Below are 14,305 nucleotides of genomic sequence, written 5' to 3'. Positions count from 1 at the left end.
GCTACTTGTACTTTTGCTGCATCTGGTCATAGAAGTTCTTCAGGACGTAGAAGGCTTTTTTCTTCTCGCCGGTGTCTGAATACACACCTTTGCGGTTCCAGAAATCCTGGTACACGGGGTGCTGGCGGCGCGGCGATCTGAAGTCCACTAGAATCCAGGGGGTCATGCCGCGCAGGGCGCTTACTTTGCCTAACATCTGGAGTTGGTATTTGTACATGGCCTCCTGGTACTCTTCTGACCAGCGGGTTTCTTCATCGGCGTGGTAACCGGCCACGGCCTCGCCCCCGAACTCGGTGATGACCACCGGTTTGTTGTACTTGATTTTGAAGGTGTATTTGGGCAGCTCCTTGGGTACGCCCCAGTACCAGCCGCCGTATTGGTTGAACGACACTAAATCCAGTTTCTCGCCCAGCGGGTCATCTACTATCACGTCAAAGCCGTTGCGGTGCACTTCCAGGGCAGCGGCCACCAGGCGGGTATTGTCCAGGGAGCGGGTGTAAGCGGCCATGTTGCCCATGAACGCGTGACGCGGCTCACTCAGGGGTGTCTCATTGCCAATGGACCAAACCACCACGCTGGCCCGGTTCTTGTCCCGCACCACCATGTCGGTCATCTGTTGCTGGGCGTTTTTGAAGGTTTCGGGGTTCTCCCAGGAGATAGTCCAATATACCGGTACTTCGGCCCACACCATCAGGCCCATTTCATCGGCCAGGCGTACCATGTCCTCGTTATGGGTGTAATGCGCCAGACGCACGTAGTTGCAGTTCAATTCTTTGGCCCACTGCAGCATCATGCGCATGTCGCCCTGGTTGCGGAGGCGGCCGGGCAGCAGCGGGTTCTCGTCATGAATGGAGATGCCCCGGAAGAACACAGATTTACCGTTCAGCAGCACATCTACCCCTTTCACCTCAATGGTTCTGAACCCGATGCGGTCTTTCACTTCATCTGTGCCGCTGCTCACCACTACGTCATACAGCTTGGGGTTTTCGGGTGACCAATAGGTCATTTTCTTCACCGGGATAGTGAAAGAGGCTTTGCCAGAAGTATCTGTTTTGGCGGTGGTTTTGATTTTTAGTTCTGGAATGGAAACCGTGATGGTCTGCGCCTTCTCTTTGCCGCTCAGCTGCACATAGCCTTCTATCTGCTTCAGGTTGTTTTTGGCCAGCTGTACTTTGTAGTCGTTGATGTGGGTTTGGGGCAATTCGGCCAGCAGCACATCACGGGTAATGCCGCCGTAGTTCCACCAGTCGGTGTTCACGGTGGGCACCTCGTCCTGCTTACGGGTGTTGTCTGCCTTCACCACCACCACGTTGTCACCTTCTTTGAGCTTGCCCGTCACATCAAACTGGAAGGGCGTGAAGCCGCCTTTGTGCACACCCAGCTTCTTGCCGTTCAGGTACACGTGCGCCTCATAATTCACGGCGGCAAAGTAGAGCAGGTATTTCTTATCTGCCTTCGGCTGTGCCGAAAACTTCTTACGGTACCAGATGGTGCCCTCGTAGAACTTGAAGATGTCGCCCTGCGAGTTCCAGTCTGCCGGCACAATCAACTGCGGGGCGTACTCAAAGTTGTATTCAATCAGTTCTGACTTGTTCTTCTGCTCGCGGTCATCATAGAACCCCCCTTTGCCCGTAGCCGACTGGTCAAAAGGCAGGTGGCGGTAGTCATAGTAGCCCATTTCATAGGGATCCATGATGTAGTTCCACTGACCGTTCAAACTCACGAACTGGCGGCCTTTGATGTTCTGGATCAGGTCAAGGCGCTGGGCTACGGCTACTTGGGTAAGTAAAAGAAGCAGTAGAAAAGCAGAAAGCGTTGATTTAATCATTCCTCAGGTTTTGTTTGTAAGCGTGATAGCAATAGGCGGCCCCAAAGTGGCTGCGTTTTTAAGATTTTCCGTTTTTGGCCTCATTTCTGGAAATGAGGCCAAAAACGGAAAAATGGTTATGGCCACATGGGGTTCTGGGCAAGCGCAGGCGTTCTGTTAATCTCGCTCTGCGCAAAAGGGAAGAAGTAGTGCTTGGGCAGGAAAACCCGGTTCTCTACCACAAACCGCTCATAGGTATAAGAGCCGTTGGGGTTCACAGTGATGCGCATGCCGTGTACCGGTTTGTTGAACAGCTCCTCCCCTTTCTTCCAGCGCCGCACGTCAAAGAAACGGTGGCCCTCAAAACACAGCTCCACCTGCCGCTCCTTCTGAATGATGGCCCGCATTCTCTCTTTGGTCATGGTGGGGTCCACGGCTATGACCATGTTGGCGCCTGCACGTCTGCGCACCTGGTTGAGTTTCTCATACACATCGGTCACAGGTCCCTGGGCCTCATTCAGGGCTTCTGCATAATTTAGGAGCACCTCGGCGTACCTGATCACCACCCAAGGGCGGCGGGCGTTGGTGTTGTTAGTCTGGTTCCAGGCGGCGGCCTCACTCAGAAACTTGCGCATGTAGTAGCCTGTTCTGGTGGCGTTCACATTTCTGCCTAATCCGTCTTTGCCGCCCACAAAGGTTTCTACCGGAGTGCCCTTGAAAGTTCTGCCGTTGTAGTTGATCACTATTGCCAGTCTGGGGTCACGGTTGGCATAAGGATTAGCGGCGTTATAGCCTGAGCCTTGTTCCCCAATGGGCTTGCCGTTGGCCATATCAAAGGCATCTACCAGTTCCTGGGTGGGGTTGGTCCTGCCCAGCGCCCCATTGTAACTGATGGGGGCATGATTAATTTCTATATCATTCCGGTTCAAAGCTTGGGTGGCAAAAATTACCTCTGAATTGTATTGGGCCGCCCCGTAATTGAAGATGTTGGTGTACGTGGTCTGCAGGGAGTGCTTGTTCAGCCGGATCAAAGCGTTTGCCGCATCAGCCGCGTCTTGCCACTTGGTCAAGTCATTATTAGGGTTGTGCAAAGGGCTGGCGGCATACAACAATAATCTGGACTTCAGCGCCAGCGCTGCCGTTCCCGTGGCCCGCCCTCGGTCACCTTCGGCCCAGTCATTGGTCCACTGCGGCAACATCTTATAAGCCGAGTCACAGTCTTGCAGAATTTGTTTTTTTACCTCGTCAAAGGTGTTTCTGGGCAGGTTGAGGTTCTCTGAGCGATCTAACACCCTGGTTACTAACGGCACCCCGCCATACCGCTTTAACAGTTCAAAATAGAAGTAGGCTCTCAGGAAATAGGCTTGCCCGTTCAACCTATCCAGTTCCTGCTGAAAAGTGCGGTTGTTCTGCGGAATGATAGCGCTGGTGGCCGAATTCGCCAAAAAGGAATTCACTTTTCTGATGCCCTCATACATAGAGGCATACACATCATCAAAGGTGCGGTTTGGGCTCCAGGTATTGTTGTTGAAGATGTTGATGGAGGAGTTGGGGTTAGAGTTTACCGCTTCATCAGACGCCGAGGCCAGCATGGCCCCGTTCCCGTCCAGGTTGAAGCCTTCGGCCACAGAGAAATACGCGTTGTTCAACACGCCGCGGGCATAGTTGTCATTGGCCCAGATCTGCTCCTCGGTAATAGGGCCTTCGGTGGTGGTGCCGTCTTCCAAGAAATCCTGGCAACCCCAAAGACCAAGCGGAAGCAGCAAAAGCAACCATTTAAGCTGTACCTTTTTCATATCATTCTCTTTCTAAAAGCTGCTACTTAAAATTTAATACTTACCCCAGCCGCCCATGTGCGCAGTGACGGGTACTCTGACCCATACCCCGCCATAGGCATTTCTGGGTCAATGGGCAGATCATCTACTTTACTGAAGGTGAGTAGATTGAACCCGCTCACGTAGAACCGCATAGCGTTTACCCGCATGAGCCGATTGATCCCTGCAGGCAGGGTATAGCCCAGTTCCATTTGTTTCAGTTTCAGGAAGTCCCCGGAGCGGAGCCAGTAATCAGAGTTCTGGGTGTTGTTGCCTCTGTCTGACATGGCCATGCGGGGATACAAGGCGGTTTGAGCGGTGGCCGTAGTCCAGCTGTCAACACTAAATTGGTTGAGGTAACCGCTGGCCAAAGAACCGCTGTTGATGAGGCTATTGATTTGAATAGTTCTCCCATGCACCCCTAAGAACTGAGCGGTTACATCAAACCCGGCATATTGCAGGGTGGTACCGAACCCATAGTAAGCTTTGGGCACATCAGAGTAGTCGGTCATGACAAAGTCAAAATTGTCTATGATTCCGTCAGGTACTCCGTTTGGCCCGCCAACATCGCGGTACTTAATGTCTCCTGGGCGCACGGTTCCTGAGAAACGCTGTACGGGGGCGGCATCAATCTCCTCCTGACTCTGGAAGATTCCGTCAGAGAGTAAGAACCTACGGGTAAAGGAATCACCTTGCCTCACCCCGCCAATGTTGTATCCCATCTGGCTTTGGTAAGGCAGGGTACCCGCCTCTTCATTGATGGCGATGATCTCACTTTGGGCATAGGTGAAGTTTCCGTTGAAGGAGACGTTCAATTTGCCAATGTTCTTAGAGAAATTCAGGGCCGCCTCTATGCCTTTGTACTGCGCCTCGCCCGCGTTTACCTGCACCCGGCTTTGGCCTAACACGTTGGGCAGAATATCTGCGGTCATCAGGTCGGTGCGGTTTTCATAGAAATAATCCACTGACAAGGACACGGCTTGCTTGAACAGCTTGGCGTCAAACCCTACACTTGCTTTTCTGGCTTTCTCCCAGGTAAGGTTAGGATTGGCCAACTCCAGTTCAGAGGAGTTAGGGGAAGCTGAATAGGACGTACCGAAAGCATACTGCGAGCCGCCGCGGGTCCAGTAATTGTTAAAGGCAAACCGGCGGCTGCTGATCAAGTCATTGCCCACCAACCCTACTGAACCTCTTATTTTCAAATAATCCAGGAAGCCCGCAGAGGAAAGGAAGTTTTCATCAGAGACAATCCAGCCCGCCGAGACGGCCGGGAACCAACCGGAGCGTTTTCCTGGCGCAAAATTTTGGGACTGCGAAAACGTGGCGACCACATCTACATAGTAGCGGTCTTTGAACCCGTAAGACAAGCGGTTAGAGACTCCTTGGCGTCTGTTGTCTAACCTACCGGGAGAGGCACTTAAGGCCCACTGCGCCCGGGTAGAGAAATTGAAGCTGTGCTGGCCCAGGTGACGGTTATAATCAAACCCACCCCAGAATTCATTGTTGCGTACGCTTGCGCTGAACGCGCTGGCCGAATACGTGATAGGGGCTCTGGTCCCGAACTGAGTGTAGCCCCCCGCTCCATTGTACTCAAAAACCTCATACGCCTGCTCAAATCCAGATTTGTAAAGCCCCTCCACATCATAGGTAAAGAAGGCATTAAAGGAAAGCCCCTCCAAAATAGAACCAAGTTTGTATTTCACGTCAATGGTGGACATCATAGACCTGGTCAAGTCTGAGATATACCCGTCTTCATTTAACATTGCCAGCGGATTGTTCCTGAACTGGGAGGTACCCCCGTAAGTGGCATTTTCATTGTAGATGGGAAAAGCATTGGCGGGGGTATTGTAAAGGGTATTCAGAAACGTTCCGTTCCCCGCTGAGAGGTAGCCTAAATCTTCTATTCTCCCGTTCACATCCAGCGCGATATCCAGATCTTTGTTGATGTGCATGTTCAGGTTGGTCCTAAAGTTATAGCGCTGGAAGTTGGTGTTGGCGTCATACCTGGGGTTGGTGGCCCACTTGTACAAGCCGTCTTGGTTGTAGTAGCTCAGCAAGGTGAAATACTGAACAAAAGAATTCCCGCCACTGACTGTAGCCACGTACCGCTGCACGGGAGCGGCTTTTTTAATGAATTGCTTTACAAAATTATTGTTGGGGTAGCGGTAAGGGTCTGTTCCGTTCTGGTAGGCGTCTAAGGCTGTTTGGTCATAGAGAGGCTGCTCCCCGTTCTCTGCTCTGGCCCTGTTGTACAAGGTGGCATAGGTATAGGCATCTAAGGGTTTAGTCAGGTTGACCGGCGTCTGCACCCCGCCCTGGGCATCTAAGGTCACTCTGGTACTGGTAGAGCTTCCGCGTTTGGTAGTGACATACACCACGCCGTTGGCGCCCGTCATCCCGTACCAGGCCAGGGTGGCGGCGTCTTTGAGCACACTGATGCTTTCAATCTCGTTCAGGTCCATGTCCACAAAATCGCGCTCCACCCCGTCAATGAGCAACAGGGGAGATTGGTTGCTGTTGTAAGATGATCTTCCTCTAATCAACATGGAGGCATCATCTGTACCCGGTCTGGAACCCAACTGCTGAATGTAAAGCCCCGGGAGTCTGCCAGCCAGCACATTGGTTAAGGTGGACAAGGGTAGCTGAGGCAGTTCACTGGTTTTAATGGAACTCACAGAGGCAGACACCGCCCTTCTTTTGCGCACCCCAAACGGAATCTGCACATTGTCTTCATCTCCCGCTTCAATAAGCGTAGCCACCATTGTCACGGTCGTGTTTTCTAATTCACTGGCCGCACCCCGGGCTATATTGTAGCCGTTCTTTTTAAAAATGAGCACCTCATTACTGATACACTCAATGGAGAATTTCCCGTCTGGCCCGGTGGTGACTTCTCGGGTATTTTCTTGCACAGAGATGGCCACTCCTTCAAGAGGCTTTCCGTTTTTATCTACCACAGTACCAGAGGCGGTGACGGTGGCATCTGGTTCACTCTGAGCGTTGCACGTGCTTATCAGGAGAAAGCAAAAGAGGCAAGAGGCCAAAACCTTATACATCCAATTCATTGCGGCTTATCTTTAATTTTTTCTACAGCTAAGTCAAGAGTTACCAGCCTGGGTTCTGCACCAGGGTACCGTTACTTTTCCAAATCTCGGGTCTTGGAATGGGATACAGGTGCATGTAGTCTAAATAGACCTTCTGCATGGTGGTTGGAAGTAAAACAGGCGTATAGGTAAAGTTGCCATTTGGGTTTCTCACCACGTCCATACCGTACATAGGCTTAGCCACTGTTTCAGGCCCTGCCTTCCACCGCATGATGTCATACCACCTGTGGTCTTCAAAAGCTAGTTCCACCGCACGCTCATTCCTGATCCTGGCCCGCATTTCCTGTTGCGTTAAATTGGCCGGCAGCGGCGGCATGCCCACTGAGGTTCTGGCTCTCACTACATTCACTGCCTCATATACAGACGCATCTGGCCCCACCGCTTCGTTCTGAGCCTCGGCGAAGTTTAGAAGAATCTCCGCATAGCGGAAGAAAACAAAATTCACCAGCGCCGTTTGGGTTGACGTGTTGGTATAGACCTCTGGCCATAGTTTTCTGTTGTAGTATCTGGTGGCGGTGTAGTTGGGGTTGCCAGCCCGGTAATCACGGCCGCCGTCCCACATCTCCATTCTTCTTCCCTGCCATGGGGCATCATTGTACAGGATGTTGGCATAGAACCTGGGATCACGCCCTTCATAGGGCTTCTGAGGATTATACCCTGAACCAGCCTCTTGAATGGGCTTACCCGTGGCTTTCATTTCATACAGGTCCACATGGTTTTGCGTGGGGTTAAACTGCCCTTGGGCGCCACCAGATCCGGGAGACATCAAGAAGTCTATCAAATACCCGGTGCGGCTGCGCGGGCCTCTGATCTTGATCATGATGTATTCTGGAGACTGCGCCTTGTTTAAGATATCAGCGTAGGTCTCCTGCAAAGAATACTTCTTTAAATCCATGACCCCTTTGGCCGCAGCAGCGGCGGCTTCCCACTTGGTTTTATCATGAGCAGCATTATGCAAAGGGCTGGCAGCATACAGCAAAACCCTGGAGCGCAAAGCCATAGCTGCCCCCTTGGTGGCACGCCCGTAATCAGACACGGGGTACTCCTCCGGTAAACCCACCTCTGCCTCGTCCAGATCCTGGAGGATAAAATCTACTACCTCTTCATAAGAGGCTCTTGGCAGGTTGATAGGTTCATAGATTCCGTAGGGCTTATCAATGATAGGAACGCCGCCAAACCGTTTAATCAACTCAAAATAGAGAAAGGCCCTGATAAAGTGCATTTCTCCGTTGATTCTGGCCGGGGAAGGGTTCCCGGTCCAGGGAACCTGGTTCATCTTGGAGAGTACTACATTCGTCACCCTGATACCTGCATAGGCCCGGTTCCACACATCGCTGATATCATTCAAGGAGGCCCCTCCCCGCTCATAATGGTCATGGTAGGTACCCAGGTTTAACGTTCTGACAGAGACGTCATTATTTCCGGAGACCGCCTCATCTGAGGCCTGAGACGTGGTACCTCTGTGGGAGTTGAACCTAGCGTAATCATCAATCAAATGATTATAGGCATTGTCTGCAAAACGCGAAGCCAGCAAAGGGTCTGCAAATATCTCTTCTTCAGACAGATTCACACTAGGCGCCCGGTCTAAGAAATCATCCTCGCAGGAGCTCAGAAACAGCAAGAGGACCAGCAAGGGAAGGATGTATGTTGCCTTCATTTTCTCTTTTCTTAAAATTGAATGTTCACCCCTAGGTTCATGATGCGGGAAGAAGGATAAATGGACTGTCTTGAGAAATCTGTATTGGAAACATTGATATTCTCAGGGTCTAAGTACATCTTGAAGCGGGTCCAGGTGTAGAGGTTCTGCCCCGTTAGGAAGACTCTGGCAGAATTTATCTTCAAAGGCTGCAACCAGGCAGCAGGAAGTTTGTAGGAGAATTCCGCATTCCTGATTTTCAGGTAGGACGCATCTTGCAAAATGAAGTCATTTAACCGGTAGCTGATGTACCCGTTTCCTCTGGCATGCAGAGCGGGCCAAGTGGCAGTGGCGGCGGTCTCTGGGGTCCAGCGCCCCAGTTGGAATTCATACATCTGCTGCCCGTTGTTCTGCTCCGTTAAAATCACATCTGAGCTCACATTGGCCACCCCTTGAAATAAAACCGAGAAGGAGAAGTTTCGCCATGTGACAGAAGGGGAGAAACTATAGGTATACTCTGGCAATCTGGAATACCCAATGGGGGCAATGTCATCAGAGTTGATGATACCGTCTGGTTTACCTTCCGGCCCGCTGATGTCCCTGTACTTTAAATCACCGGGAATAGGGGTGCCCAAGGTATTGATGGGAGAGTTATTGATATCTTCCTGGGAGGTGTAGAAACCATCTGTGAGGTACCCATAAAACTGCCCTACCCGGTTGCCTTGCTCTTTTCGCAACGCGGGCATGCCCAAAGGCTCATCCCGGTTGATGATTTCATTTCTGGCAAAAGACACCTGGGAATAAAGACCAATCTCCACTTCCCCAATCTGCCCTTTATAATTCACCTCCACTTCATATCCTTTGTTATACACCTCCCCAATATTCAGGAAAGGTTCATTTCTTAAACCGTAGGTTTTTAAACCGGAAGCCCGCCGGGTGAGAATGTCATATCTGGTTTCATCAAACAAATCTACATTCACCTGAAGCGCGCCCCTGAAAAAGCTACTCTCAATGCCTATGTTGCGCTTCACGCCTTTCTCCCAGGTAACATCTGGGGTACCATGGGCAGTTTGAGAGATGACCGGATTGTTTCTGATACTGCCTGGGTCTCCAAACTGCACGGCGTTCCCTATCTGCGACCATACCGGAGGGTTGTTGGACACCCCATTGGAATTTTGCTCAAACGCATCTCTGAAAATAAAACGGTTATCCATTCTATCATTCCCCACCAAACCATATGACCCCCTGACCTTTAAATAACTGAGGGCACCCGCGTTTTGTAAAAACTCTTCATTGGTCAACGTCCAACCTGCTGAAACCGCGGGGAAAAATCCATATTGGTACCCCGGGGCGAAGTTCTCTGACCCGTTATAGGCCGCATTCAGCTCAACAAAGTATTTCTCTCTGTAGTTATAGGAGACCCTGCTCACCACCCCTTGAGAAGCATAGGGGGCCGCGAACACTCCTGCCCCGGCGCTTCTGTTGGTTAAGAGTCTGGTGAAAAGCACCAGGCCGCCCACGTTGTGGTCACCAAACGACCGGTCATAGTTGAAGCCTGACTGCAAGTTGAAATTGATGGTACCGCCGTAAGTGACATTCAACCCGCTCAAGGGTTCGTCCCGGGGCCTATCAGAGGAAAGCATGACCTCCTGGGTTCTTCGGTTGACAATGTTATAGGCCGCCCAAACCGCATTTCTACGGGTAGTGCTGGTATAGTAGGAATCATAACCCACCGTGGTTCTAAACGTGAGTCCCTCTACTAATTTGCTCAAATTATAATGTAAGTTAAAAGTACTCTCAATGACATTGTTGTCATCATCTCGGGTTCCCCATCTGGTGAGCACCGCGTACGGGTTCCAGATGTTGGTGCCCACATTGGCATTCTGGGCAATTCTGCCGTCTGGCAAGAAAACCGGATACGCAAAAGAGGGGGTCTGCATAATTCTGGAAATCATGCCCTCCACGTTGTCATAAGAGAAGGAACTTCCCTGAGGCCCCGCAGGCTGATACCGTTTCTGCATGCGGCCGCCCAGCCTCACCGAGACCTTGAAATCATCAGACAGATTGATATCCACATTAGAGCGGAAGTTGAAGCGATTGAAAGAAGGCGTGGTTTTGAAACCATAAGGAGATTCAAACTCCTTGAAAATACCATCCTCAAACAAGTACCCCGCAGAGGCAAAATATTTTATTTTCTTGGTGCCACCGCTTACGTTCACATTGTGCTGGGTCTGTGAGTAGAAATCGCGGCTTACATAATCAAACCAGTTGATATCAGGGTAAAAGAACGGGTCAGAACCGTCTCTGAACTTCTGTAACTCGTCTGCGCTGAACTCATTGCCCAACCCATCATTCCGGCGGGCCTCATTGATGAGAAACGCGTTGGAATAGGCGTCCAAAGATTTAGGAATACCTGTATAGGTCTGTAAACTGAAGTTGCCGCTGTAGCTGACCCTGGGCTTGCCTTCCTTCCCCGCCTTGGTGGTGACCACAATCACCCCGTTGGCCCCTCTAATCCCATACACAGCCGTCATGGCCGCATCTTTTAAGACCGTGATCGACTCAATTTCATTCGGGTCAATGTCCCCGAAGTCTGGCCGTTCTATACCGTCCACCACTACTATGGCGCCGCTGTTTCCATAGGTAGCGGCCCCTCTGATGTTGATGACCGAGGCATTGGCCCCCGGCTGTCCACTCCGCTGGATAGCTCCTACCCCAGGCATTCTCCCAACCAGGGCATTGGTGGCGTTAGAGGTGGGAGATTTAAGAATCTCGGCACCACTCACGGTGCTGGCCGCCCCCGTGAGGGTAGACTTCTTTTGCTGGCCGTACCCAATCACCACTACCTCATTCAGACCGGTGGCCTGTTCCTGTAAAACCACAGCCATGGCACTGTTTGTCACGGCTGGCCGCTCTGCAGAAACATAGCCTACGTAGGAGAACACCAAAACGCTTTGCGCATTGGGCACCCTGATAGAAAAGTTCCCCTCCACATCTGTCAGGCTTCCTATCTGGGTCCCTTTTACTACCACGCTCACCCCAATCAAGGCTTCACCTTTCGCGTCTTTTACCGTGCCCCTTACAGTTAACTGCTGTTGCACCACAGATGCGTTCAACCAACCTTCTGGGGTAAATGGAGCAGCAGGCTTCCTTTCTACCCCTCTGGCTGCCGCCGAAGGAAGAAATGAAAGAAGCACCAGCACAGAAGCCAGGCTACAATGCCGCTGCCATGTACGTTCTTGTAGATACTTTATCATAGAATATGTTTAAGAGGCACCTAGTATCAGCTATTCTTTAGTTCAGACACAAGAGAAGGAATACAGATCAGATTCATATCAGGGATAATAGGGAAGGATGTGCGAACGCAGAATCAACCATTCCCTACAAGGGAGCGATAAATCCCCAACTCCAGCCCCCTTAACTCTGCCAGGCCGCGCAACCTACCTATGGCAGAATACCCAGGATTTGTCTTTTTATGCAAGTCATCCAGCATCTGATGCCCATGGTCTGGCCGCATAGGAAGAGAAAGTTTTCTCTCCTGCATAACCAGAAGGAGCTCCTTCATGACAGCGTACATGTCCACGTCGCCTTCCAAATGGTTGGCTTCATAGAAGTTCCCCTCTTCGTCTCGTTGGGTGCTGCGCAGGTGCACAAAGTTGATTCTTTCCCCAAACCGTTTAACCATGGCCGGCAGGTCATTGTCTGCCCGCACCCCAAAGGAACCCGTGCAAAAGCAAAGCCCGTTGCTGGGGGACGGAACCGCCTGAAAGAGCGCCTCCACATCTGCGGCGGTACTCACCACGCGGGGCAACCCTAAAATGCTGTAGGGCGGGTCATCTGGGTGAATGGCCATTTTCACCCCCACCTCTTCGGCAACGGGAATGACTTCTTTCAAAAAGTGGATTAAATGCTCCTGCAGCTTTTTAGGTGAAATATCCTGATAGGCATCTAAGGCTTGCTGGAACTGCTGCAGGGTAAAACTCTCTTCGCTCCCAGGCAGACCCGCTATTATATTCTGCTGCAGCTGCAGATTTTCAGGCGCAGACATTGCCTCAAAACGCTGCCTGGCTTTTTCAACCTGCTCTGGGGTATAGTCTTTTTCGGCTCCCTTGCGCTGCAGAACAAATACATCAAAGGCAATGAAAGCCGCCATTTCAAATCTTAGCGCCCGGGAACCATCTTCCACCTGGTAACTTAAATCTGTGCGGGTCCAGTCCAGCACCGGCATAAAATTATAGGTCACGGTGTTGACTCCGCAAGCAGCCAGGTTCCGGATGGATTCTTTGTAGTTATGGATATAGGCCTGAAACCCTGCTGCCTGTGTTTTAATAGACTCATGCACCGGAACACTCTCTACTACGCTCCACACAAGGCCTTCCTGTTCAATCTCCTGCTTACGTCTTTCTATCTGTTCTACGGTCCAGACTTCGCCGTTAGGCACATGGTGCAAGGCAGTGACAATGCCTGTTGCCCCTGCCTGATTAATATCTCGCAAGGAAACCGGATCATTGGGTCCAAACCATCTCCAACTTTGCAAAAGCATCATAGCTGTTTCTTCTAAACTATTTTTTTGTTGTTTACACGCCGCAGTACGCGTTAAAGCCCCCGTCTACCAGCACGGTTTCGCCGCTTACAAACCGGGAGGCATCACTTAACAGATAGATCAATGTACCGGTCAACTCCTCTGGCACACCAAACCGCTGAAAAGGAGTGTTGGTGATGAATTTCTCAGCCCGGTCTGTGTGGCTCCCGTCTGCGTTCAGCAGCAAATCTCTGTTCTGCTCTGTCAGGAAAACCCCAGGGGCCAGGGCATTGATTCTGAGAGCGCCACCGTAGCGCAAGCCCAGCTCTACGGCCATCCATTGAGTATAGGACTCTACCGCTTTTTTAGCCATGGAATACCCTAGCACCCGGGTAAGCGGACGCTGGGCGGTCAGGGAAGAGATATTTACAATCACCCCTTTGCCTCTGTCGGCCATCACGCTTCCAAAAACCTTGGTAGGAATCACCGTCCCGAACAGGTTCAGATCAACAGCCCTGCGGGTATCTTCAATGTTTAAATCAAAAATATTCTGCCCCGGCCCTACGGTGGCCCCCGGCATATTACCGCCGGCACCGTTCACCAATCCGTCAATGGTACCCCATGCCAGCAATATCTTTTCTTTGGCGGCCTGCATCTGGGCTTCGTCCTGCACATCTGCCAGTACCGCCATGGCCTCGCCGCCAGTTGCCTGAATGGCCTCCACCCGCTCTTTGGCGCGCGCTCCGTTCCTGCCCAAGATGGCCACCTTCGCCCCGGCCTGCGCCACCGCCAAAGACAACGCCGAACCTAACACTCCGGTAGCCCCGGTAATTACAATCACTCTGCCCTTCAAGGAAAACTGCTCTAATCCTGTCATGTTAATGAATACTAAACTTCATACCCTTGGGCAGCACAATGATGTAGCAGCACCTTTATAAGAATATCTTTGGGTATGCACACGTGTGCATACCCAAAGATATATAAATTTTGGAACAGGCAAGAAATATTTTGAAAATTTTAAATTTGAGAAGCCTTAGACGGGAGTGGCATTATAAATACATCAAAACCTCAAATGGAGAGATGCACTTATATATAAGTGCTTTTCAGAAAGGAGATGCAAAGCAGACCATAGCAGGCTTAGGGCCTTTCTTTCAAATACGTACCTGTAGTCAATTATCAACCCAGGCAATTTAGCCCAAGGGGCTACGCCTCATTTACAGCGGGTGGTTGATAAGAAATATTTCTGTTTTCGGCCTGTTTTGGCCAAAACAGGCCGAAAACAGAAACCTCTTAAACACTTACAACAAACCTGCACCCCCTGCACACCACAGAGCCGCCTCTTTCTGCAGAAGGACGACCAGAAACACCCCACTAAGCAACTGTATTTAAAGCACATACCTATCACAAAGCAGAAAACAGGCATTC

At 51.1% G+C, this 14,305-nt stretch carries 7 protein-coding genes; all 7 read right to left on the bottom strand.

The genetic code is table 11. The features are described 5' to 3' along the window. Nucleotide 1: 1 nt before the first annotated feature. The 7 genes from FHS90_RS03920 to FHS90_RS03890 all read right to left on the bottom strand — a co-directional run bounded on the left by FHS90_RS03920 (nucleotide 2) and on the right by FHS90_RS03890 (nucleotide 13,757). Complete coding sequence (locus tag FHS90_RS03920; protein ID WP_182511898.1) at nucleotides 2-1,828, bottom strand: glycoside hydrolase family 2 protein; 1,827 nt, start codon at nucleotides 1,826-1,828, stop codon at nucleotides 2-4. Nucleotides 1,829-1,944: 116 nt separating this feature from the next. After that, nucleotides 1,945-3,603, bottom strand: a complete 1,659-nt coding sequence (locus tag FHS90_RS03915) for a RagB/SusD family nutrient uptake outer membrane protein (RefSeq protein WP_182511896.1) — start codon at nucleotides 3,601-3,603, stop codon at nucleotides 1,945-1,947. 26 nt (nucleotides 3,604-3,629) lie between these two features. Beyond that, on the bottom strand, nucleotides 3,630-6,683 hold the full coding sequence (locus tag FHS90_RS03910; RefSeq protein WP_182511894.1) for a SusC/RagA family TonB-linked outer membrane protein: 3,054 nt from the start codon (nucleotides 6,681-6,683) through the stop codon (nucleotides 3,630-3,632). Between the two features lie 40 nt (nucleotides 6,684-6,723). After that, entirely contained in the window at nucleotides 6,724-8,379 is a 1,656-nt protein-coding gene (locus tag FHS90_RS03905) for a RagB/SusD family nutrient uptake outer membrane protein (RefSeq protein ID WP_182511892.1), read from the bottom strand. 11 nt (nucleotides 8,380-8,390) lie between these two features. Continuing rightward, a complete protein-coding gene (locus FHS90_RS03900; protein WP_182511890.1) occupies nucleotides 8,391-11,615 on the bottom strand; it encodes a SusC/RagA family TonB-linked outer membrane protein in 3,225 nt (1,074 codons plus the stop codon). A 113-nt stretch (nucleotides 11,616-11,728) separates the two neighbouring features. Continuing rightward, complete coding sequence (gene uxuA / locus FHS90_RS03895) at nucleotides 11,729-12,904, bottom strand: mannonate dehydratase (protein WP_220482973.1); 1,176 nt, start codon at nucleotides 12,902-12,904, stop codon at nucleotides 11,729-11,731. A 31-nt stretch (nucleotides 12,905-12,935) separates the two neighbouring features. Further along, entirely contained in the window at nucleotides 12,936-13,757 is an 822-nt protein-coding gene (locus FHS90_RS03890; protein ID WP_066838691.1) for an SDR family oxidoreductase, read from the bottom strand. Nucleotides 13,758-14,305 lie beyond the last annotated feature (548 nt).

The sequence above is a fragment of the Rufibacter ruber genome (assembly GCF_014138425.1).
In the GTDB taxonomy this organism is placed as follows: domain Bacteria; phylum Bacteroidota; class Bacteroidia; order Cytophagales; family Hymenobacteraceae; genus Nibribacter; species Nibribacter ruber_C.
The sequence above is the reverse complement of the archived record's forward strand: the minus strand, read 5'-3'. Positions and strand labels throughout refer to the sequence as shown.